The sequence below is a fragment of the uncultured Lentibacter sp. genome (assembly GCF_937123735.1).
GTDB lineage: Bacteria > Pseudomonadota > Alphaproteobacteria > Rhodobacterales > Rhodobacteraceae > Lentibacter.
Genome location: NZ_CAKZKL010000032.1, coordinates 75,219 through 97,193, shown reverse-complemented (window position 1 = coordinate 97,193; position 21,975 = coordinate 75,219). Strand labels below are relative to the sequence as shown.

The following is a 21,975-nucleotide window of genomic DNA, read 5'->3' as shown; positions in this document are numbered from 1 at the left end:
CGGTGCAACATGGCCTTGCGCTTGCTGGTTATTTGGCTAGCTTTTGGGCAGATACCAGCAGGAGAGACCCCATGGATTTTGACGAGATCATCGACCGCACAGGCACCCACTCGGCAAAATGGGACATGATGGACAAGCTTTACAATGTGCCGGCCGACGATGGCATTGCCATGTGGGTGGCCGATATGGACTTTCGCCCGCCCGCCTGTGTGCAAGACGCCCTGCAAGGGATGCTGGCGCATGGTGTGTATGGCTATTACGGGGGCGAGGCTGAGTATCGTGCGGCCATCGGCTGGTGGATGAAAACCCGCCACGGCTGGGAGGTTGACCCGGCAGCGATCTTCACCACCCACGGGTTGGTGAACGGCACGGCGCTGTGTGTGGATACCTGGACAGAGAAGGGTGACGGGGTTGTGCTCTTCACGCCGGTTTACCATGCTTTTGCCAAGGTGATCAGGGGCAACGGGCGGCGTGTTGTGGAGTGCCCCATGGTGCTTGAGAACGGGCGCTACGAAATGGATTTTGACGCCTATGATGCGTTGCTGGACGGCTCTGAGAAGATGGTTGTTCTTTGCTCGCCGCACAACCCGGGTGGGCGGGTTTGGAGCGAAGCGGAGCTGCGCCAAGTGGCGGAGTTTGCCAAGAAGCATGACCTGATTTTGGTGTCAGACGAAATTCACCATGATCTTGTGATGCCGGGCCAGAAACATACGGTTATGGCCCATATCGAGGGGGTCGCGGAGCGCCTTGTGATGATGACGGCCACGACAAAGACCTTCAATATCGCCGGGGGGCACTCGGGCAATGTGATCATTCCTGACCCGGATTTGCGCGCGCAGTTTGCGGCCAAGATGACGGCTCTGGGCATTTCGGCCAATTCTTTCGGGCTGGTGATGGCCGAGGCGGCCTATTCGCCAGAGGGCGCTGCTTGGGTGGATGCGCTGGTGGCCTATCTGGATGGCAACCGAAAGATCTTTGATGCCGGGATCAACAGCATTCCCGGCCTGAAATCCATGCCGCTTGAAGCCACATATCTGGCTTGGGTGGATTTTGCCGATACGGGCATGAGCCGCGAAGAGGTGACCCGCCGCGTTGAAGAGGGGGCGCGAATTGCCGCCAATCACGGGCCCACATTCGGCACCGGCGGCGAGAGCTTTATGCGCTTCAACCTCGCGACACCGCGCGCGCGGGTGCAAGAGGCCGTGGCGCGCTTGCAAGAGGCTTTTGGCGACCTTCAGTAAGCCTTGCGCTGCAAAAGCCGCTCGGGCGGTTGGGGCGGTGTCTCAGTTCAGAACCCAGTCCAGAACCCAATTCAGCACTCAGTGCAAAGCTCAGTGCAAAGCTCAGTGCAGCGGTGGCGCGGATTTTCCGATCAACGCAACCGGAGCCTCGGCCTCGCGGGCATAGTCAAGTGGTGGCTTGTCCTGGGCCGGGCTGACGCGTTTGAACTCGTATTGCACCGCTTCCCCCTGGTCTTGATGGGCCACCACAAGCCCGTGCATCAGGTGTTTTGTGCCATCAAAAATATCGACAAATCCGCGCAGCTTGCTGTCGGGGGCGCTTTCAAGCTCAAAGCCTTTGTCCCAGAGTTTGAGCACCGGATACTGGCGCTCACCGATCTGAACGCGCAGCCGCTTGGACTGGCGTTTGCCGGCTTTGTGCGCGGCCTTCAGCGCCGCGGCGATGTCAGGCGAGAGATAATCTGTCATGTTGCGCCCTTTCCGTCTCGGCGTAGATTTGCACAGCTTGGTTGATAAACAAGTAACGACATCTTTCTAAAGTTGTGATGTTGCAGTCTTGTGACTCTGGCTGTGCATTTGCGCAGGGCGGCTGCGCGGGCAGACGGGTTTATCATGCGGGCCGGCCGGACTATCTCGGGAGCAGCCAAAAGAGGAGAGTTTCATGGGGCAGCTGGTGGACGGCGTCTGGCAGGACGTGTGGTATGATACGCAATCAACGGGCGGTGCATTCAAGCGCACCACCGCGAAATTTCGCAACTGGATCACGCCGGATGGGGCCGCAGGGCCAACAGGCGAAGGCGGCTTTCCGGCCGAAAGCGGGCGCTATCATCTCTATGTGTCCTATGCCTGCCCCTGGGCGCATCGCACGCTGATCTTTCGCGCTCTGAAAGGGCTGACAGAGCATATCGGCGTTTCGGTCGTGCATCCGGACATGCTCTCGGACGGTTGGACCTTTGAGACAGACGCCCACGGGGCCACGGGCGACACGCTTTATGGCCTGCCTTTTGCGCGCGATATTTATCTGAAGGCCGACCCAAGCATTTCGGGCCGCGTCACAGTGCCCATTCTTTGGGACAAGCAGCGCGAGACGATTGTGAGCAATGAAAGCTCCGAGATTATCCGCATGTTCAACGCGGCGTTTGATGGCCTCACGGGCAACAGCGATGATTACTGGCCCGAGGCGCTGCGCGGCCAGATCGAAGAGGTGAATGAGCGGATCTATCACAGCTTTAACAACGGCGTGTACAAGGCGGGCTTTGCCACCTCGCAAGAGGCTTATGATGCCGCGATCGGGCCGCTGTTTGAGACGATGGACTGGCTTGAAGCGCGGCTTGGCAGCCAGCGTTACCTGATGGGAGAGCAGATCACCGAGGCAGACTGGCGGCTGTTTACCACGCTTGTGCGCTTTGACATGGTCTATCATCTGCACTTCAAATGTAACCGCAAACGGGTGATTGATTACCCCAATCTCTGGGGCTACACGCGCGACCTTTATCAGGTGAAGGGCGTGGCGGAGACGGTGAATATGGCACATATCGTGCGCCATTATCACTACAGCCACGACACGATTAACCCCAGCCGTATCCTCCCGATAAACCCCGTGATCGACTTTCTGGAGCCGCACGGGCGGGGGTAGCGATCCAATATCTTGTGGATAAATGGCGCCAGCCCCCCAGATAAAGGGGCTGGCGCGTTGACAAGCGGCCCCGGCGCCCGCCAGACTGATCTTGCACAAGAATCAAGGGCAAAACACGCGCCGTGAGGTTTCACAAACTCAAACTGACGGGCTTCAAGAGCTTCGTCGATCCGACCGATCTGATCATTCAGGACGGTCTCACCGGCGTTGTGGGGCCCAATGGCTGCGGCAAGTCGAACCTTCTGGAAGCCCTGCGCTGGGTGATGGGCGAGAACCGCCCCACCGCCATGCGCGGCGGCGGGATGGAAGATGTGATCTTTGCGGGCGCTCAGAGCCGCCCTGCGCGCAACTTCGCCGAAGTGAGCTTGCACATCGACAACCAAGACCGCCTCGCGCCAGCAGGTTTCAACGATATGGACAATCTCGAGATTGTCCGCCGCATCACCCGCGATGTGGGCAGTGCTTATAAGGCCAATGGCAAGGACACCCGCGCGCGCGACGTGCAAATGCTGTTTGCCGATGCCTCCACAGGCGCGCACAGCCCAGCACTTGTGCGCCAAGGGCAAATTAGCGAACTGATCAACGCCAAGCCGAAGAACCGCCGCCGTATCCTTGAGGAAGCGGCCGGGATTTCCGGACTTTATCAGCGCCGCCACGAGGCCGAGCTGAAGCTCAAGGGGGCGGAAAGCAACCTCACCCGTGTGGATGATGTGCTTGAACAGCTGGCGGCACAGCTTGCGCAACTGGCGCGGCAGGCACGTCAGGCGGCGCGCTATCGCGAGATCGGGGAGGAGCTGCGGCGCTCCGAAGGGTTGCTCCTCTATCGACGGTGGAAGGAAGCGCAAGTATCGCTCCTACAAGAGCAGGACGTCTTAAAGCAGCGCACGGTGGCGGCGGCACAGGCCGAAACGGCAGCGCGCGAGGCCGGAAAATTGCGCCAGAAGCGGGAAGATGCCTTGCCCGCGTTGCGCGAGGAAGAGGCGATTGCCGCCGCCGTCTTGCAGCGCCTCACAGTGCAGCGCGACACATTAACCGATCAGGAAAAGCGCGCGCTGGCCACGATTGAAACGCTGGAGGCGCGCATCCGCCAGCTTGCGGCTGATATGGAGCGCGAGGACGCGCTCAACCGCGATGCAGGCGAGACGATTGCGCGGCTGGAGTGGGAAGCGGGCGAGCTGAAGAAAGCGGGCGAGGGCCATGAGGCCAAGCTGAGCGCGGCTTCAGAGGCCTCACATGAGGCGGCGCAGGTGCTTCAGGCGCGCGAGACCGCGCTTTCGGAGTTGACCGAGGATGTGGCGCGTCTGGCGGCGCGGCATCAATCGGCGCAGCGCTTGCTCGAGGACAGCCGCAAGACAGAAGCGCGCTCAAGCGGTGAAGCGGAAAAAGCCAAGCTTGCGGCGGGTGAGGCCAAGGCCTTGCTTGAGAAAGCGGCGGTCGATTTCGAGGCGGCGCAGGCGGCGGAAGCGGCGGCGACCAAGCGCTCGGCCGAGGCCGAAGAGGCGCTGATTGCCGCCGAGGCGGCGCGCGCGGCAACACAGGCGCGTGAGGCGGATGCGCGGGCCGAATTGAGCGAGGCGGATGGCGAGGTCAACGCGCTCTCGGCCGAGGCGACGGCGCTTGCAAGGCTCGTGGAACGCGACACCGCCGAGGGCGGGCAGATCATCGATAAGGTGCAGGTGGAGCCCGGCTTTGAGAAGGCGCTGGGCGCGGCTCTGGCGGATGATTTGCGCGCGCCTGAAGTGGATGAAGACGGCCCCTCGGGCTGGGCGAGCCTGCCCGCTTACCGCGAGGCGCAGGCCTTGCCAGCGGGTGTTACGCCTCTGTCGCAGCATGTGAATGTGCCCGGCGTGCTGGCGCGGCGGATGGCGCAGATCGGGCTGGTAGACGCAGACGAGGCGGCGGCTTTGCAAGGCGCTTTGAAGCCGGGCCAGCGGCTTGTGAGCCTTGAGGGCGATTTGTGGCGCTGGGACGGGTTGCGCGCCTGGGCCGAAGATGCGCCGAGCGCGGCGGCACTGCGCCTTGAGCAGCTCAACCGGCTTGAAGCGCTCAAGCAGCAGATGGAAGCGGCCAACTCCAAGGCGCAGGGCGCGCGGATGGCGCACCAGGCGTTGACTGAACAGCTCAAGCGCGATGGCGAGGCCGACAAGGCCGCGCGGGAGGCGCGGCGCGCGGCGGATACCGCTGTGGCCGAGGCGGCGCGGGCCTTGAGCCGGGCAGAGGCAGACCGCACGCTTGCGGAGAGCCGGCTGGACAGTTTGGGCCTTGCTGTGAAGCGCCATGAGGATGAAGCCATGGCGGCGCGGCGCTCGTTGCAAGAGGCCGAGCGGGGGCTGAAAGAGCTGGGGGATCTTCACACGGCAAGGGCCGAAGTTGAAGATGTGAAGATGACCGTTGAGGCGGCGCGGATGACCATGATGGCCAAGCGCTCGGCCCATGACGAGCTGCGCCGGGAGGGCGAAGCGCGCACGCGGCGGGGACAGGAGGTGACCAAGGAGCTCTCCGGCTGGCGCCACCGTTTGGAGACGGCGGGCAAGCGGATTGCCGAGCTGGCAGAGCGAAAAACCGCCACAGAACAAGAGCTTAAAGAGGCCACCACCGCGCCGGAAGAGATCGCCGCGAAACGCGAGGAGCTGGGGCATTCGATTGCGCAGGCGGAGGCGCGGAAGGGGGCGGCTGCGGATGCGCTGTCGGCTGCTGAGAGTGCCGAGCGGGAGGCCGCGATTGCGGAACGCGAGGCGGAGCGCGCGGCCTCCGAAGCGCGCGAAGCAAGGGCGCGCAGCGAGGCGCGCACCGATGCGGCGGGCGAGACGGTGGCCTATGCCGCAGAGCGCATCGCGGAGGAGCAGGAGACCACGCCGGACGCGCTTTTGGAGAGCCTTGGCGCGGACCCTGACAAGATGCCAGCCTCAGAAGCGATCGAGCAGGATGTGAACCGCCTCAAACGCCAGCGCGATGCGCTTGGCGCGGTCAACCTGCGGGCCGAAGAGGATGCGAAAGACGTCTCTGAAGAGCATGACACGCTCTTGAAAGAGAAGACCGATCTGGAGGAAGCGATCCGCGCGCTGCGCAGCGGAATTGCCAGCCTCAACCGCGAGGGCCGCGAGCGGCTGCTCACCGCCTTTGAGCAGGTAAACGAGAATTTCTCCATGCTTTTCAAGCATTTGTTTGGCGGCGGGGACGCCAACCTTGTGCTGGTGGAAAGCGACGATCCGCTGGATGCGGGGCTTGAGATTATGTGCCAGCCGCCGGGCAAGAAACTGGCCACGCTCTCGCTGCTTTCGGGCGGCGAGCAGACGCTGACGGCGATGGCTTTGATCTTTGCGGTGTTCCTTGCCAACCCCGCGCCGATCTGTGTGCTGGACGAGGTGGACGCGCCGCTGGATGACGCCAATGTCACCCGTTTTTGCGACCTTCTTGACGAGATGTGCCGCCAGACCGACACACGCTTTTTGATCATCACGCACCATGCTGTGACGATGAGCCGGATGGACCGTTTGTTTGGGGTCACCATGCAGGAGCGGGGCGTGAGCCAGCTTGTGTCTGTGGACCTCAAGAAGGCGGAAGCCATGGTGGCCTGAGCCGCAGCGTACGGTGGGGTTAACGGGCTAAGAGACCACGAAAATGGGGGGGTGATATGCGTGCACAAAGCGTGCACCATGCGTGCACCGCCCAAACGTTCATTTTTGTTAAGAGAATCCGGTTAACGGGGCGTTCGTTCGGCTGGTTTGGTGCGCAGTGAATGCGCAGGCGTGTGAAGGTGCGCAGTGAATGCGCACCCTACGAAAAAGCCCAAGCGTTGGTTTTTGGGGAGGCTGTCGGATTTGGATATTTGGAGCAATAAGAAAGAGCGGCCTGTCTAGAGTGGCCAGTTTAGAGTGTGACGGGGGGCGGGATTGGGCCAGGTCGCGGGGCGGAAACATCTGTTTCGTTGTTTCGGGATTATGAACGATCCTTGGGATGACCCTGATATTATCTTACGAGCGCCCAGATTGTGCCTTTATGTTTGGCGATAGCTGGTTTGCAGATATGAATTTTTGAGGGATGAGCGCCAATGGATCGCCTGACTGAAATGGAGGCTTTCGCCATGGTTGTGGACCAGGGCGGGTTTACGGATGCGGCCAAGAAGATGGGGATTTCCAAATCGGCGGTGTCCAAGCATGTGTCCAGCCTTGAAGCCCGTCTCGGGGCGCGGCTTTTGAACCGCACGACCCGCCGGGTAAGCCCCACGGAGATCGGCCTGGCCTATTACGACCGCGCGCGGCGGGTGCTCAATGATGCGGGCGAGGCGGATGCCTTGGTGAGCTCCATGCAATCGGACCCGTCGGGGCTGTTGCGGATTTCTGTGGCCACGGATTTTGGGGTCAACCATTTGAGCCCTGTTTTGGGCGAGTTTTTGGCGGATTTCCCCGAGATCACCGTGAATATGGTGCTCAACAACCGCTATGTGGAGTTGATTTCGGAGGGGTTTGATATGGCCATCCGCATTGGCGAGCTGGAGGACAGCAGCCTGCGCGCCCGCAAACTGACCGAAACGAACATGCGGATGATTGCGAGCCCGAGCTATTTTCAGCGGTATGGGCGGCCGCAACGGATTGATGATCTCAACGGGCACAAGCTGCTGCATTATTCCAACCATTCTGCCGGCAATGTCTGGAAGCTGACCGCGCCGTCGGGCGAGAAGCGGCAGGTGCGCACAGCGGGTTGGCTGACGGTGAATGACGGGCAATCGCTGCTTAACGCGGCGGTGTCGGGCCTCGGGATCGCTTATTTGCCCAGTTTTCTCTATGCGCAGGCGCTGGAGCAGGGGTTGGTGGAAGACGCCATTCCCGATTTGCCGATGGAGACGCAGGGGATTTATGCGGTCTATCCGCCCGGGCGGTTTACGCAGCCCAAGGTGCGCGCCTTTATTGATTTTCTGGTTCATGCCTTTGGCGACAAGGGGCCGGGCGACTGGTGAAATTTCCCCGCGGGTTTTCGCGACTGGCCTCCGAGATGCTCGGGGGCCTTTTTTTGCTTGTGGACAGATCTGTCCAAACTTCCTTTCCCCGAATCGCGGGGCATGGCTAAGATGGGGCGAGTTGCGACAACTGATCTGCAACGCCAACGGGAGAAGAGACCATGACAAATCAAACCAAGGAGGCCCTGGCCTGCCAAGCGCGCCCTATTGTGCGGCGCTGGGCCGAGAGTGTGCAGCAGGGCAAGATGGCGCGCCGCGAGTTTTTGGCGCTGGCCAGCACCTTTGGGGCAAGCGCGGCTGTGGCCTATGGCCTTTTGGGGCAAGCGGCCCCCGCGATGGCCCAGGCCACGCCCAAGCAGGGTGGTGTTCTGAAAGTGGGGATGCGGATTTTGGCGATGAAAGACCCGCGCGCCTTTGACTGGAGCGAGCATGGCAATGTGGCGCGCCAGTATCAGGAGACGCTGGTGCGCTGGAACAGTGATTTCACTTTCTCCGGGCTTTTGTTGGAAGACTGGACGGTGTCTGATGATTCCAAGACCTATACGCTCAATGTGCGCCAGGGGGCGATGTGGAACAATGGCGACAAATTCACTGCGGATGATGTGATTTTCAACCTCACCCGCTGGTGTGAGAAGAACGCCGAGGGCAATTCCATGGCGGCCCGCTTTGCGCCGCTGATCGACGAGGCGACGGGGCTGGCGCGCGCGGGCGCGATTGAGAAAATCGACGATATGACGGTGCAGCTTAACCTTCTGGCGCCCGACATCAGCCTGATTGCGGGCATGGCGGATTATCCGGCGATGATTGTGCATCCGAGTTATGACCCTACGGCGGATTTTGCCAGCAATGCCATTGGCACGGGGGCCTTTGAGCTGACCAGTTTCGAGATTGGTGTCGGCGCGCGTTTCAAGCGGCGCGAGAGCGGCTGGTGGGGTGGCCAGGCGCTGCTTGATGGCATTGAATTTATTGATTACGGCACGGATCAATCCAACTATATTGCCGCGTTTGAGGCGGGGGAAATTCACCTCAATGACGAAACTGCATCGGACTTTCTGGACGCGCTCGACGGGCTGGGGCTTGTGCGCAAGTCCAAGCCGACCGCGAACACGATTGTGGCGCGGATGCGGGCGGATTCACCGCCGTTTGACAACAAGATGGTGCGCAATGCGGTGCAGCTGGCTGTGGACAACAACACGGTGCTGGAGCTGGGCTATAACGGCGAGGGGATTGCGGCGGAGAACCACCATGTGGCGCCGATGCACCCTGAGTATTTCGCGCTGCCCAAGATTGCGCCTGACCCCGTGAAAGCCAAGGCGATGCTGGAGGCGGCGGGCCATGGCGACACCGAGATGGAACTCATTTCGATTGACGGGGACTGGCGCACGGTGACCACCGACGCGATTGCGGCGCAGCTGCGCGATGCGGGCTTTAACGTAAAGCGCACGGTTATTCCGGGCAGCACTTTCTGGAACGGCTGGACGGAATACCCCTTTTCGACGACCAACTGGGGGCCGCGGCCTTTGGGGGTTCAGGTGTTGGGGCTGGCCTATACCTCGGGTGCGGCCTGGAACGAGAGCGGCCACACAAACCCCGCGTTTGACGCCAAGCTGGCGGAGGCCTCGGGGGTGTTTGACCCGGACAAGCGCCGTGTGTTGATGGAAGATCTGGAGCGGATGCTGCAAGACAGCGGCGCGATGATCCAGCCTTATTGGTATAACCTGAGCTTGCACCATGTGCCTGAGCTGCAAGGCATTGAGCGCCACCAGTTCCGCGAGATGCATCTGGAGGCTGTCTGGATTGATGCGTAAGCAGTGATCCGAGCAATGCGGGCCGCCGGGGGAGACCTTGGCGGCCCATTTTTTTGGGCGGTGCGCAAGGGATGCGCACGCAGGTTGAGAGAGGTGCGCAGTGAATGCGCACCCTACGGGGTGGGTTAGCGTGTGGGAACCGGTGCGCCTTCGCCGCGGTAATCATAAAAGCCACGGCCTGTTTTGCGGCCCAGCCAGCCGGCGGCGACGTATTTGGTGAGCAGCGGGCAGGGGCGATATTTGGTGTCGGCCAGACCGTCGTGCAGCACGTTCATGATGGCGAGGCAGGTATCCAGGCCGATAAAATCGGCCAGCTCCAGCGGGCCCATAGGATGGTTGGCCCCGAGCTTCATGGCGGCATCAATCGAGGCGACATTGCCGACGCCCTCATAGAGCGTGTAGCAAGCTTCGTTGATCATCGGGATCAGGATCCGGTTGACGATGAAGGCGGGGAAATCCTCGGCGGAGGCGGCGGTTTTGCCCAGGCGGTCGACCACACCAAGGCAGCTCTGGTAGGTTTCATCATCGGTGGCGATGCCACGGATCAGCTCGACCAGCTGCATGAGCGGCACCGGGTTCATGAAGTGAAAGCCCATGAATTTTTCGGGGCGGTCGGTGCGCGCGGCCAGGCGGGTGATGGAGATGGACGAGGTGTTGGAGGTGACAATGCTGTGCTCGGGCAGATGCGGCACGAGGCCTTCGAGGATCTTGATCTTGATCTCTTCATTCTCGGTGGCGGATTCGATCACCAGATCGGCGGTGCCAAGGGCGGCCACATCCAGCGCGGGTGTGATGCGCGCGAGGCCGGCCTGCATGGCCTCCTCTGTGATGAGCGCGCGGCTGAGCTGGCGGGCCATGTTCTTTTCGATCTTGGATTGAGCGGCCTTGAGCGCCTCTGCGTTCACGTCATTGAGAACAACCTGATAGCCTGCAAGCGCCATGACATGGGCAATGCCATTGCCCATCTGGCCTGCACCGATGACGCCGACTGTTTTGATTTCCATGCTGCTCTCCTTGGGTGATGAGACGACAATAGGCCGCCCCCCCGCAGGGCCGCAAGGCGAAAGATCATCTGGCTCTGGAGCCAAATTTAGAGGGCATTTTATCTGTTAGCAAATTGGAAAGAGCTGTGACGCATTCTGGAGACGGGTGAGTAAATTAGTGGTGGGAACCATGTCATATATCAGAATGGGGGGCGCAGCCCTTGACTATCGTTTGTGCGAGTATGATGGCTCGCGCTTGACCTTTCGCGGCCCAAAGCGCCAGATTTCAGAGCCGTTTGTGGCTGTTCTGGGGGGCACGGAGACCTTTGGGAAGTTTGTGCCGCGCCCCTTCAGTGACCGGCTGGAAGACCTTATTGGGGTGCCTTGCGTGAACCTTGGGGTGCAGGGCGCCGGGCTGGACGCCTTTGCCCATGATCTCGGGGTGTTGAGCCTTGCCGGGCGGGCGCAGGCTGTGGTGGTGCAGGCGCTCAGCGCGCATACGATGTCCAACCGGTTTTACACGGTCCATCCGCGCCGAAACGACCGGTTTTTAAGAGCGTCAAACCGGATGAAGAGCCTGTTTCGCGGGGTGGATTTTACCGAGTTTCACTTTACCAACCATATGCTGCGCGCGCTTGCCGAGCGCCAGCCCGACGGTTTCATGTTGCTGGCGCAAGAGCTGCAACAGGCCTGGGTGGCGCGGATGCGGCTGTTGATTGACCGGATTGGCCGGCCGGTTGTGCTGCTTTGGATGGCGGATCATGCCCCCGAGGAGAAACGCGGCTTTGACCATGTGGCCAGCGCGCCTTTTGCGGTGACGGCGGAGATGCTGGCGATGCTGTCGGCAGATCTTGCCGGGCAGGTCTGTTGTAGCGCCAGCCCGGCGGCTTTGGCGCGCGGCTCTGAGGGGATGATCTTTCCCGAAGAGGAGCGCCAGGCGGCCCTGCAACTTCTGGGGCCTGCGGTGCATCAGGAAGCGGCGGAAGCCCTTGCGCCGGTTGTGCAGCGTTTGCTGGCGCGCCCGGACAGGTAAGGCCAAGGCGGGCGCGGCTTAGGCGGCGTCTAGCCAGGCGCGCAGCGCGGCTTCAAAGGCGCGGGGGCGCTCTGCATGAAGCCAATGGCCCGCTTTTGGAATTTTGGCAAACTGTGCGGCGCGAAACAGTGCCTTGATCTGCGGGCGATAGGCGGGGGTGACATAATCGGAAGTGGCCCCCGACAGAAACAGCGCCGGCCTGTCAAAGGCTGCGCCGGCCACGTCGGGAAAGCCGAGTATTTTGGGCATATTGGCCTCAAGCGCATCCAGGTTGAGCCGCCAGGCGCGGGCTTTGACATCCAGAGATTGGGTGAAAAACGCGGCCAGGGCCGGGTCTTTCAACGCGGGCAGCAGCGCGGCTTGCGCGGCGGCGCGCCCATCCAGAGTGGTCAGATCGAGGGCGCGCATGGCGTCGATGTTTCTTTGCTGCGAGTGGCTGTAAGCGACGGGGGCGATATCGGCCACCGTGAGCCGTGCGACCAGATCGGGGTGGCGCAGGGCCAGCATCATGGCGGCCTTGCCACCCATGGAATGCCCGAGGACATTGGCCCGCCCTCCGAGGCTCGTGATCACCTCGGCCAGATCATCGGCAAGGGCTTCATAGCTGTGATCGGGCGACCAGAGCGAGCTGCCATGGTTGCGCATATCCACGGCCACCACCTGCTGGCTGTCAGAGAGGCGCTTGGCGATCACGCCCCAGTTGCGCCCCGAGCCGAAGAGGCCGTGGGCTATGAGCAGAGGGGGGCGGGCGCTGGCGAGGCCATGGGAGATCATATGGAGCATGGCCTTTGATACGCCATGTCACGCCTCAAAGGAAAGCCCAAGCATGGGGCCGATTTAGCGGGCGTAGGCGTCGTGAAAGCCGGCCCGGCGGGCCGCGGCCACCGCGCGTTTGATCTGGTTGGGCGCAAAGGGCCCGGCCATGACCACGGTGTAACGCTTGCTGCCTTTGGTGAGCGTGCCAAGCCGGGCTGGCAGGCCAGCGGCGCTGATCTGGCGCGCGGCGCGCTGCGCGTTGCCAGGCTTGCCAAACAGCCCCACCTGCACAAAGCGCCCGCCGGGCTGGGTTTGGGGCTGGGTTTTGGGCTGGCGGGGTTTGCCTGGCAATGTTTCAAGCGTGGGGGGCGTGGCGCTGGCTGCAAAGCCCATTGCGGCGTTTTGCTCTTGCATACTGGTGTAGGGGTAGCGCAGATCGGGGAACAGGTTGTTCACCACGCGGCCTGTTTCTTTTATGTAGAGCCGGCGTGGCAGGGTGCGGGTCCAGAGCAGATCGGCCTGCTGGATGCCCTTTTCGGTCATATGGGCGCGCTGTGTGTTGAGGCGGTCATCCTCCCAGGCCTTGCGGTAGCCTTCGGGGATCTTGACGGCGCTTTTTTGGCGCTGCTGAGCGTCATAGACATGTTTGGGAATAACCCGGCGCTGGCCTGTGGCCGGATCTGTCTGGGTGACTTGTGGGCGGGCACGGCTGGGCGATTGGGCCTGCGGGCCGCAGCGCACGCCGGCGCCTTGCCCGGCATAGCGCGCGCTGATGCCGGTGAAATTGGGGCAGTTCTTTGTGCGCGCCAGCTTGGACTGGGCTGGGCTTGGCTGGGCCGCGCGCTGGGGGGCGGGCTTTTTGGCCTGTTGTTTGGCAACCTGTGGCTTGGCCGCAAGCGCTGGTTTTGGGGCCCGTTTGGGGGCCGGTTTGGCGGCTGGGCTGCTGGTTTTGCGCGGCACAGGGGCGGCTTTTTTCGGGGCGGCCTTTAGAGGCGCGGCGGGGGCCTGTGCTATGGGCTGTGCAGTGGCCCGATCTGTGGCCCGATCTGTGGGCTGTGCACCTGCCTGTGCGGGTGGCAGCGCCTTGGGTTGGATTTGCACGATCTGCGCGGCGCGGGGCGCTTGGGTGATTGTGGCCTCGGCCCCTGCGAAGCTCGGTTTCAGGCCGCACAAAAGCTGGCGTGAGCGGGTGACTCGCGGCACCCATGTGACGCGCCCGTCAATTCCGGCGCGCACGAAGGCGCAGCCATCGTTGTCGACAAATTGTTTGCCCTTGAAGCCCTTGGGCGGGAAGTTTACCGGCCCGTCAGCCTCGCGCAGCGCTTGGGCGCTGGCGGCTGTGATGAAAGACAGGCTCAGGCAAATAAAAATGGCGCCAAGCGCCGCGACTCGTCTTGAACTCATAACATGTCCCCGCAGATACGGGGAAAACATGCCTCATGGCCGCGCGTCTGTCCAGCTTGGAAAGGGGTGAATTATCGGCTATTTTGTGCCGAACATCCGGTCGCCCGCATCCCCTAGTCCGGGCACGATGTAGCCCTGCGCGTTCAGCTGCGCATCCAGCGCGGCGGTGATGACGGGCACATCGGGGTGGGCCTCGGCCATGCGCGCCACCCCTTCTGGTGCGGCGAGCAGGCAGAGAAAGCGGATGCGTGTTGCGCCTGCGGCTTTGAGAAGGTCAATGGCCGCAACAGAGCTGTTGCCGGTGGCAAGCATCGGATCGACCACGAGCACATCGCGGTTTGAGATGTCTTCGGGCACTTTGAAGTAGTATTGCACGGGCTTGAGCGTTTCTTCATCGCGATACAGCCCGACAAAGCCGACGCGCGCGGAGGGGATGAGGTGCAAGAGGCTGTCGAGCATCCCGTTGCCGGCGCGCAGGATAGAGACCAGCGCAAGCTTTTTGCCCGAAAGATAGGGGGATTGCATGGGCTGGAGCGGGGTTTCCACCTCGCGCATTTCCAGCGGCAGATCGCGGGTGGCCTCATAGGCGAGGAGCTGGGCGATTTCGCCCAATAGCTGGCGGAAATGGGCCGAGGGCGTGGATTTGTCGCGCATGAAGCTCAGTTTGTGCTGCACCAGCGGGTGATCAACGACTGTCAGGTTTTGGCTCATTTCGTGTCTCGCTCTGTCATGCGGATCAGAGGAAGCTTTGCCCTGCGCCGCGTTTGGAAAGGCCGAGGTGCGCGGCCACGGAGGCCGCCACATCGGCGAACTGCATATGACCTATAGCACCCGTGCCCGCGCCTGCAACCAGAACGGGCGCGCGCTCGCGGGTGTGGTCGGAACCCGGCCATGTGGGGTCATTGCCGTGATCCGCCGTGAGGATGAGGAGATCATCGGCTTTGAGGCGGGGCAGGATCTGCCCGAGGTGTGTATCAAACCATTCGAGCTGGCGGGCGTAGCCCTGAGCGTCGCGGCGGTGGCCGAACTCTGTATCAAACTCGACAAAATTGGCGAAGGTGAGGGAGGTTTCGGGGGCTGTGGCCACACGCGCCTTGAGATCGTCCATCAGCGCCGCGTCGCGGCCCTTGGCGCGGCTGTCGATGCCCTGGCCTGAGAAAATATCTGCGATCTTGCCGATGGCGTGGGTGTGCACGCCCGCCTCTTGCGCCCAGTCCAGCAGGGTCGGCGCGGGGGTGGCCATGGCATAGTCGCGCCTATTGGCGGTGCGGGCAAAGCCGCCTTTTGCGCCGACAAAGGGCCGCGCGATGACGCGGCCAACCTTGAGCGCGTGTAAATGCGGCGCAAGGGCTTCGCAGAGCGCGAGCAGGCGGGGCAGGCCGAAGCGCTCTTCATGGGCGGCGATCTGGAACACCGAGTCTGCCGAGGTGTAGCAGATGGGGAAGCCTGTGCGCATGTGCTCGGCCCCAAGGCGGGCGATGATCTCGGTGCCGGAGGCGTGGCAGTTGCCAAGGAGGCCCTCTGTGTCGGCGAGTTTTTGCACCAGCGCGGTGATCTGAGGCGGAAAAGCGGGCTGCGTATCGGGGAAATAGTGCCATGCCCAAGGGACGGGCACACCGGCAAGCTCCCAATGGCCCGAGGGGGTGTCTTTGCCGAGGCTCTGCTCGGTGGCGGCCCCAAAGCGGCCTTTGAGCGGCTCTGTCACCGGAAGGGTGAGGCCAGAGGCCAGCGCGATGGCTTGTTTGAGGCCGAGGCTTTCCAGATGTGGCAGCTTGGGTGCTGCGGCCTCATAGATATGGCCGAGCGTGTTTGCGCCCGTGTCGGGCAGCATGCCGTTGAAGAACTGCGCCGCATCGGGCGCGCCGCCAATGCCTGCGCTGTCGAGCACCACGAGGAAGGCGCGCGCCATCAGGTGAGCCTCTCAAGGATGAGCGGCTGCGACGCGGGGGCGGCCCCGATGCGCAGGGCGGCGCGCACCGCGGATTCGGCGGCGCGGGCCGCGCTTTCGCGGCTGGCGTGGATGCGCGCGATGGGGGTGCCTTGGGTGACATAGGTGCCCAGCGGGAGCAGATCGGAGAGGCCCACGGCGGGGTCGATCTGGTCGGTTTCGACTTGCCGCCCGCCGCCGAGCGCGACCACGGCAAGGCCGAGCGCCTCGCCGTCATAGGCGGCGATATGGCCTGTGTGGGGCGCTTTGACTTCACGGATGATATTGGCCTCGGGCAGAAAGCGCGCCCAGTTGTCCACGAAATGCAGCGGGCCGCCCTGGGCGCGGCACAGGCGCGCGAAGCTTTCGGCAGCTTCTCCGGATGTGAGCGCGGCGGTGAGGCGGGCCTCACCTTCGGCCAGGGAGGCGGCCATGCCCGCATCGGCCAGAAGCTGGCCGCCGAGGGCGGCGGTGATCTCTTTAAGCCGCGAGGGCGCGGGCGAGGTGAGCGCGCGCATGACTTCGGCCACCTCAAGCGCGTTGCCCAAGGAGGGCACGAGCGGCGCGCTCATATCGGTGATGAGGGCGCTGGTTTTGCAGCCTGCAGCGTTGGCTGTGGAAACGAGAGACTGCGCGAGCGCGCGGGCTTCTTGCGGGGTTTTCATAAAGGCGCCGGAGCCGCATTTGACATCGAGCACCAGTGCATCGAGGCCCGAGGCGAGCTTTTTGGACAGAATGGACGCGGTGATCAGATCGAGGCTCTCGACTGTGCTGGTGACATCGCGGATGGCGTAGAGGCGTTTGTCGGCGGGGGCGAGCGTGGGCGAGGCGGAGACGATGGCGAGGCCTGTTTCGCGCACTGTGCGCTGGAACTCGGGCGCTGTGAGCGCGGTGTTGAAACCGGGGATGCTTTCGAGCTTGTCGAGCGTGCCGCCGGTGTGGCCGAGGCCGCGGCCCGAGACCATGGGCACAAATGCGCCGCAGGCCGCGAGCGCGGGGGCAAGCAGCAGCGAGACACAATCGCCCACGCCGCCTGTGGAATGTTTGTCGATGACCGGCGCGGGCAGATCCCAGCTGAGCACATCGCCGCTGTCGCGCATGGCGCGGGTGAGGGCGACGGAATCCTCTGCCGAGAGCTTACTGAGCACCACGCCCATGGCAAAAGCGCCGGCCTGCGCGTCACTCACCGAGCCGTCGGCAAGGCCCTCGACAAAGCGGGTGAGCGCCTCGGCCCCGATGGGCTGGCCACGGCGCAGGGCGGCGAGGAGCGCGCGGGTGTCGCTCATGCTTTGCCCTTGGCGCTGCCTTTGGCTTTGTCCATGTGCGCGTTGGCGAAGGCACCGGGCAGGAGCTCGGCCAATGTTGTGGTGATCTCGGTTCCGCTTGTTGTGGCGAGGGTCACGGGGGTGTCGGGCGCGCCGAACTCCAGGAGCTTCTGGCGGCAGCCACCACAGGGCGGCACGGGGGCGGGGCTGTCGGCGATGACATAGACCTCTGTGAGCCGCGTTTCGCCTGCGGCGACCATGGCGGCGATGGCCCCTGCTTCGGCGCAGGTGCCTTCGGGGTAGGCGACATTCTCGACATTGCAGCCAGAAAACACCGCGCCCGCAGCGCCACGCAGGGCCGCGCCCACTTTGAAGTTGGAATATGGGGCATAGGCGTTGTCACGCACTGCGCGGGCGGCTAGAGCAAGGGACATGGAGGGGCCTTTCATAAACTGTTGAGGTATTTTGGAAGAGACTGCCCCCGCAGCGCAAGCGAAGATTCGGCGGGGTGTTAAAATTGGCTTCACATTAATTGGTTTAATGTTAAACTAAATGCAGTGAGCCTTGGCCAGAGGGGATATAGAATGTCAATCGACAAGACCGAAACCATGCGCGAAGCGGCGCTGAGCTACCATGAATTTCCGCGCCCCGGCAAGCTGGAGATCCGTCCGACCAAGCCTATGGCCAACGGGCGCGACCTGGCGCGCGCCTATTCGCCCGGGGTGGCGGAGGCCTGTGTTGAAATTACAAAAAACCCTGCAAATGCAAGCCGCTATACCGCAAGGGGCAATCTTGTGGCGGTTGTGACCAACGGCACGGCCGTGCTTGGGCTGGGCAACATCGGCGCGCTGGCCTCAAAGCCCGTAATGGAGGGCAAGGCGGTTCTGTTCAAGAAATTCGCCGGCATTGACTGCTTTGACATCGAGGTGAACGAGAGCGACCCTGTGAAGCTCGCCGAGATTGTCTGTGCGCTGGAGCCGACCTTTGGTGCGATCAACCTTGAAGACATCAAGGCGCCGGATTGCTTTATTGTGGAGAAAATCTGCCGCGAGCGCATGGGCATTCCGGTGTTTCACGATGACCAGCACGGCACGGCGATTGTTGTGGGCGCGGCGGCGACCAATGCGCTGCATGTGGTGGGCAAGAAATTCGAAGACATCAAGCTTGTCAGCACAGGCGGCGGCGCGGCGGGGATTGCCTGCCTCAACCTGCTTTTGAAGCTGGGGCTGAAGCGGGAAAACATCTGGCTCTGTGATATTCACGGGCTGGTTTATGAGGGCCGTGAAGAGGATATGAACCCGCAGAAGGCGGCGTTTGCCCAAAAGAGCGACAAGCGCACGCTGGATGAGGTGATGGACGGGGCGGATATGTTCCTTGGCCTCTCTGGCCCCGGTGTCTTGAAGCCTGCGCATGTGGCCAAGATGGGCCAGCGGCCTGTCATCTTTGCGCTGGCGAACCCGACGCCGGAGATTATGCCCGACGAGGTGCGCGCGATTGCGCCGGATGCGGTGATTGCGACAGGGCGGTCTGATTATCCCAATCAGGTCAACAACGTGCTGTGCTTTCCGTTTATTTTCCGTGGCGCGCTGGATGTGGGCGCGCGCGAGATCAACGATGCGATGCAGGTGGCTTGCGTCGATGGGATCGCGGCGCTGGCGCGCGCGACCACCAGTGCGGAGGCGGCGGCGGCCTACAAAGGCGAGGCGCTGACATTTGGCGCGGAGTATCTCATCCCCAAGCCGTTTGACCCGCGCCTTTCGGCGGTTGTCAGCTCGGCTGTGGCCAAGGCGGCGATGCAAACCGGCGTGGCGACCAAGCCTCTGGCGGATATCGAGGCCTATAAGGAGCATTTGAACGCCTCTGTGTTCAAGTCAGCCCTCCTGATGCGGCCTGTCTTTGAGGCGGCCAGCCAGGCGGCGCGGCGGATTATCTTTGCGGAGGGCGAGGACGAGCGGGTGCTGCGCGCCGCGCAAGCCATTTTGGAAGAAACCACGGAAAAGCCCATTCTGATCGGGCGGCCAGAGGTGATCGAGGCGCGCTGTGCGCGGTTCGGGATCACGGCGCGGCCGGGCAAGGATTTTGAGCTGATCAACCCCGAGAATGACCCGCGCTATCGCGACTTCTGGGGGAGTTATCACGAGATCATGGCGCGCAAGGGCGTGACGCCTGATTTGGCGCGCGCGATCATGCGCACCAACACCACGGCGATTGGCGCGATTGCGGTGCATCGCGGCGAGGCGGACAGCCTGATTTGCGGCACGTTCGGCGAGTTCCGCTGGCATTTGAACTATGTGACGCAGGTTTTGGGCGGCAAGGGGCTGCGCCCGCACGGGGCGCTTTCGATGATGATTCTGGAGGATGGGCCGCTGTTTATTGCCGACACGCATGTGCACACGCTGCCCACGCCCGAGCAGATTGCCGAGGCGGCGATTGGGGCGGCGCGCCATGCCAAGCGCTTTGGGGTTGCGCCGAAAGTGGCGCTGTGCAGCCAGAGCCAGTTTGGCAACCAGCCGCACGGCAGCGGCGAGCGCATTCGCGCGGCCATCGAGATTTTGGACGCCAGCCCGCGCGATTTTGAGTATGAGGGCGAAATGAATGTGGATGCGGCGCTGGACCCGGAGTTGCGCGAGCGGCTCTTGCCGTCGGGGCGGCTGACAGGGGCGGCCAATGTGCTGATCTTTGGTCATGCAGATGCGGCCTCGGCGGCGCGCAATATTCTCAAGATGAAGGCCGGCGGGCTTGAGGTGGGCCCGATCCTGATGGGCATGGGCAATCGCGCCCATGTTGTTTCCCCCGGGATCACGGCGCGCGGCTTGCTCAATATGGCGGCGATTGCCGGCACGCCGGTGCAGAGCTACGGCTGAGTCTGCGGCGCGGAGGCAAATTTGCAGTTTTGCAATCCGGCATGACTTTCCGGCAAACAGGCTGCATTTTTCAGGGTTTGCAAAAATTTGCAGCCCAAATTGCAAAATTTTGCGCCAAACTGCCGCGTTTTCTGACTCCCCGCTTGCCTAAAGGGGCGGCGCAGCCGTAACAGTTTGCGCAAAGCGGAGGAGATGAGAATGGGTTACAAAGCGCTCTATGACGGCTGGAAAGCCGACCCCGAAGCATTCTGGATGCAAGCGGCAGAGGCAATTGACTGGGACACGGCCCCGAGCCGGGCGCTGTTTGACAAAGGTGACAACCTCTATGAGTGGTTTGCCGACGCGACGTGCAACACCTGCTGGAACGCTGTTGACCGCCATGTAGAGGCGGGGCGCGGCGAGCAGACGGCGATTATCTATGACAGCCCGATCACCCAAACCAAGCGTGAAATCTCTTACATGGAGCTGCGCAACCGTGTGGCCACGCTGGCAGGCGCGCTGCGCGCCAAGGGGATCGAGAAGGGCGACCGTGTCATCATCTATATGCCGATGGTGCCCGAGGCGCTTGAGGCGATGCTGGCCTGTGCGCGGCTGGGTGCGGTGCATTCGGTTGTTTTTGGCGGCTTTGCGGCCAACGAGCTGGCGGTGCGGATTGATGATGCCAAGCCCAAGGCGATTATTGCGGCCTCCTGCGGGCTGGAGCCCGGGCGTGTGGTGCATTACAAGCCGCTGTTGGACGGGGCTATCGAGCTGGCCGAGCACAAGCCCGAATTTTGCGTGATCTTCCAGCGCGAGCAGGAGGTGGCCGAGCTGACGCCGGGGCGCGATGTGAACTGGCACGGCTTTCAATATGGGGTTGAGCCTGCCGAATGTGTGCCTGTGGAGGGCAACCATCCGGCTTACATTCTTTACACCAGCGGCACGACCGGCGCGCCCAAGGGTGTGATCCGCCACACCGCGGGGCATATGGTGGCGCTGCACTGGAGCATGAAGAACATTTACAATGTCGACCCTGGCGATGTCTTCTGGGCGGCTTCGGATGTGGGCTGGGTCGTTGGGCACAGCTACATCTGCTATGCACCGCTGATTGCGGGCAACACCACGATTGTCTTTGAGGGCAAGCCCGTGGGCACGCCCGATGCGGGGACATTCTGGCGGGTGATTTCCGAGCATAAGGTCAAGAGCTTTTTCACCGCCCCCACGGCGTTCCGCGCGGTGAAGCGGGTCGATCCGAAGGGCGAATTTGTCGAGAAATACGACCTGAGCTGCCTGAAGACGGTTTATCTTGCGGGCGAGCGGGCTGACCCGGACACGATTGTCTGGGCGCAGGACCAGCTGAAGGTGCCGGTGATTGATCATTGGTGGCAGACAGAGACCGGCTGGGCGATTGCGGCCAACCCTGTTGGGGTGGAGCTTTTGCCGGTGAAACTCGGCTCGCCCTCGGTTCCGATGCCGGGGTATGATGTGCGCATTCTGGATGAGGCAGGCCATGAGCTGCCTGCGGGGGAGCTTGGCGCGATTGCCGTGAAGCTGCCCTTACCGCCCGGCACGCTGCCCAACCTGTGGAACGCCGAGGCGCGCTTTCAGAAGAGTTATCTCAACACCTTCCCGGGCTATTACGAGACCGGCGATGCGGGGATGATCGACGAAGACGGCTATCTTTACATCATGGCGCGCACCGATGATGTGATCAATGTGGCGGGCCACCGCTTGAGCACCGGCGGGATGGAGGAGGTTCTGGCCTCCCATCCGGATGTGGCCGAATGCGCCGTGATCGGGGTGAGCGATGCGCTGAAGGGGCAATTGCCCGTGGGCTTCATGTGCCTGTCCAACGGGGTGAACCGGCCGCATGAGGAGATCGTCAAGGAATGTGTGACGCTTGTGCGCGAGAAGATCGGCCCTGTGGCGGCGTTCAAGCTGGCCTGTGTGGTGGAGCGGCTGCCCAAGACGCGCTCGGGCAAGATCTTGCGCGGCACGATGGTGTCGATTGCCGATGGCAAAGAGTTCAAGATGCCCGCGACGATTGATGACCCAGCGATTCTGGACGAGATCAGGGGCGCGCTGCAAGGCATCGGCTACGCGCAATAAAGGCTGCGGCTGA

Annotated in this window: 16 protein-coding genes; 8 read left to right on the top strand and 8 right to left on the bottom strand. The window is 62.6% G+C overall.

The window, feature by feature from the left end; translation table 11 throughout:
* Positions 1-71: 71 nt before the first annotated feature.
* Positions 72-1,241, top strand: a complete 1,170-nt coding sequence (locus Q0478_RS10415; protein WP_298678987.1) for a MalY/PatB family protein — start codon at positions 72-74, stop codon at positions 1,239-1,241.
* A gap of 102 nt (positions 1,242-1,343) precedes the next feature.
* On the opposite strand, the gene Q0478_RS10410 is transcribed toward Q0478_RS10415, so the two are convergent.
* Positions 1,344-1,709: a hypothetical protein gene (locus Q0478_RS10410; protein ID WP_298678986.1), complete on the bottom strand. Its 366-nt coding sequence runs from the start codon at positions 1,707-1,709 to the stop codon at positions 1,344-1,346.
* Between the two features lie 193 nt (positions 1,710-1,902).
* Here Q0478_RS10410 and Q0478_RS10405 point away from each other — a divergent pair, with 193 nt between their 5' ends.
* The 4 genes from Q0478_RS10405 to Q0478_RS10390 all read left to right on the top strand — a co-directional run bounded on the left by Q0478_RS10405 (position 1,903) and on the right by Q0478_RS10390 (position 9,642).
* A complete protein-coding gene (locus Q0478_RS10405) occupies positions 1,903-2,877 on the top strand; it encodes a glutathione S-transferase family protein (protein ID WP_298678984.1) in 975 nt (324 codons plus the stop codon).
* A 122-nt stretch (positions 2,878-2,999) separates the two neighbouring features.
* Positions 3,000-6,455 (top strand): chromosome segregation protein SMC, encoded by a 3,456-nt coding sequence (gene smc, locus Q0478_RS10400; RefSeq protein WP_298678983.1) that lies wholly within the window; start codon positions 3,000-3,002, stop codon positions 6,453-6,455.
* A 473-nt stretch (positions 6,456-6,928) separates the two neighbouring features.
* Positions 6,929-7,834, top strand: a complete 906-nt coding sequence (locus Q0478_RS10395) for a LysR family transcriptional regulator (RefSeq protein ID WP_298678982.1) — start codon at positions 6,929-6,931, stop codon at positions 7,832-7,834.
* Between the two features lie 161 nt (positions 7,835-7,995).
* Entirely contained in the window at positions 7,996-9,642 is a 1,647-nt protein-coding gene (locus Q0478_RS10390; protein WP_298678981.1) for an ABC transporter substrate-binding protein, read from the top strand.
* Positions 9,643-9,767: 125 nt separating this feature from the next.
* Here Q0478_RS10390 and Q0478_RS10385 read toward each other — a convergent pair whose 3' ends face one another.
* Complete coding sequence (locus Q0478_RS10385; RefSeq protein ID WP_298678980.1) at positions 9,768-10,646, bottom strand: 3-hydroxybutyryl-CoA dehydrogenase; 879 nt, start codon at positions 10,644-10,646, stop codon at positions 9,768-9,770.
* A 169-nt stretch (positions 10,647-10,815) separates the two neighbouring features.
* On the opposite strand from Q0478_RS10385, the gene Q0478_RS10380 reads away from it, so the two are divergent.
* A complete protein-coding gene (locus Q0478_RS10380; protein WP_298678978.1) occupies positions 10,816-11,658 on the top strand; it encodes a DUF6473 family protein in 843 nt (280 codons plus the stop codon).
* Positions 11,659-11,676: 18 nt separating this feature from the next.
* Here the strand turns inward: Q0478_RS10380 and Q0478_RS10375 are convergent, their stop codons facing one another.
* The 6 genes from Q0478_RS10375 to Q0478_RS10350 form a co-directional block, all read right to left on the bottom strand.
* Positions 11,677-12,441, bottom strand: a complete 765-nt coding sequence (locus tag Q0478_RS10375) for an alpha/beta fold hydrolase (RefSeq protein ID WP_298678976.1) — start codon at positions 12,439-12,441, stop codon at positions 11,677-11,679.
* Positions 12,442-12,495: 54 nt separating this feature from the next.
* Positions 12,496-13,818: an SPOR domain-containing protein gene (locus Q0478_RS10370; protein WP_298678974.1), complete on the bottom strand. Its 1,323-nt coding sequence runs from the start codon at positions 13,816-13,818 to the stop codon at positions 12,496-12,498.
* Positions 13,819-13,896: 78 nt separating this feature from the next.
* A complete protein-coding gene (gene upp / locus Q0478_RS10365; protein WP_298678972.1) occupies positions 13,897-14,529 on the bottom strand; it encodes a uracil phosphoribosyltransferase in 633 nt (210 codons plus the stop codon).
* Between the two features lie 25 nt (positions 14,530-14,554).
* Complete coding sequence (locus Q0478_RS10360; RefSeq protein ID WP_298678970.1) at positions 14,555-15,727, bottom strand: phosphopentomutase; 1,173 nt, start codon at positions 15,725-15,727, stop codon at positions 14,555-14,557.
* Positions 15,727-17,031 carry a thymidine phosphorylase gene (locus Q0478_RS10355; protein ID WP_298678968.1) on the bottom strand — a complete coding sequence of 435 codons (1,305 nt, stop codon included), beginning with the start codon at positions 17,029-17,031 and terminating at the stop codon, positions 15,727-15,729. The genes Q0478_RS10360 and Q0478_RS10355 overlap by 1 nt, the downstream gene beginning before the upstream one ends.
* Positions 17,028-17,444, bottom strand: coding sequence for a cytidine deaminase (locus Q0478_RS10350; RefSeq protein ID WP_298678966.1), 417 nt, complete (start codon positions 17,442-17,444; stop codon positions 17,028-17,030). The genes Q0478_RS10355 and Q0478_RS10350 overlap by 4 nt, the downstream gene beginning before the upstream one ends.
* Before the next feature lie 150 nt (positions 17,445-17,594).
* Here Q0478_RS10350 and Q0478_RS10345 point away from each other — a divergent pair, with 150 nt between their 5' ends.
* Positions 17,595-19,874 carry an NADP-dependent malic enzyme gene (locus tag Q0478_RS10345; protein WP_298678965.1) on the top strand — a complete coding sequence of 760 codons (2,280 nt, stop codon included), beginning with the start codon at positions 17,595-17,597 and terminating at the stop codon, positions 19,872-19,874.
* 198 nt (positions 19,875-20,072) lie between these two features.
* Positions 20,073-21,962, top strand: coding sequence for a propionate-CoA ligase PrpE (gene prpE / locus Q0478_RS10340; RefSeq protein ID WP_298678963.1), 1,890 nt, complete (start codon positions 20,073-20,075; stop codon positions 21,960-21,962).
* Positions 21,963-21,975: the final 13 nt, after the last annotated feature.

Excerpts from the sequence above, each read along its gene's own strand:
- Q0478_RS10380 (WP_298678978.1), top strand. The coding sequence starts at position 10,816 with ATGTCATATATCAGAATGGGGGGCGCAGCCCTTGACTATCGTTTGTGC.
- Q0478_RS10395 (WP_298678982.1), top strand. The coding sequence starts at position 6,929 with ATGGATCGCCTGACTGAAATGGAGGCTTTCGCCATGGTTGTGGACCAG.
- Q0478_RS10415 (WP_298678987.1), top strand. The coding sequence starts at position 72 with ATGGATTTTGACGAGATCATCGACCGCACAGGCACCCACTCGGCAAAA.
- Q0478_RS10390 (WP_298678981.1), top strand. The coding sequence starts at position 7,996 with ATGACAAATCAAACCAAGGAGGCCCTGGCCTGCCAAGCGCGCCCTATT.
- Q0478_RS10385 (WP_298678980.1), bottom strand. The coding sequence starts at position 10,646 with ATGGAAATCAAAACAGTCGGCGTCATCGGTGCAGGCCAGATGGGCAAT.
- Q0478_RS10410 (WP_298678986.1), bottom strand. The coding sequence starts at position 1,709 with ATGACAGATTATCTCTCGCCTGACATCGCCGCGGCGCTGAAGGCCGCG.
- prpE (WP_298678963.1), top strand. The coding sequence starts at position 20,073 with ATGGGTTACAAAGCGCTCTATGACGGCTGGAAAGCCGACCCCGAAGCA.
- Q0478_RS10345 (WP_298678965.1), top strand. The coding sequence starts at position 17,595 with ATGTCAATCGACAAGACCGAAACCATGCGCGAAGCGGCGCTGAGCTAC.
- Q0478_RS10370 (WP_298678974.1), bottom strand. The coding sequence starts at position 13,818 with ATGAGTTCAAGACGAGTCGCGGCGCTTGGCGCCATTTTTATTTGCCTG.
- Q0478_RS10375 (WP_298678976.1), bottom strand. The coding sequence starts at position 12,441 with ATGCTCCATATGATCTCCCATGGCCTCGCCAGCGCCCGCCCCCCTCTG.
- upp (WP_298678972.1), bottom strand. The coding sequence starts at position 14,529 with ATGAGCCAAAACCTGACAGTCGTTGATCACCCGCTGGTGCAGCACAAA.
- Q0478_RS10350 (WP_298678966.1), bottom strand. The coding sequence starts at position 17,444 with ATGTCCCTTGCTCTAGCCGCCCGCGCAGTGCGTGACAACGCCTATGCC.
- Q0478_RS10405 (WP_298678984.1), top strand. The coding sequence starts at position 1,903 with ATGGGGCAGCTGGTGGACGGCGTCTGGCAGGACGTGTGGTATGATACG.
- Q0478_RS10355 (WP_298678968.1), bottom strand. The coding sequence starts at position 17,031 with ATGAGCGACACCCGCGCGCTCCTCGCCGCCCTGCGCCGTGGCCAGCCC.
- Q0478_RS10360 (WP_298678970.1), bottom strand. The coding sequence starts at position 15,727 with ATGGCGCGCGCCTTCCTCGTGGTGCTCGACAGCGCAGGCATTGGCGGC.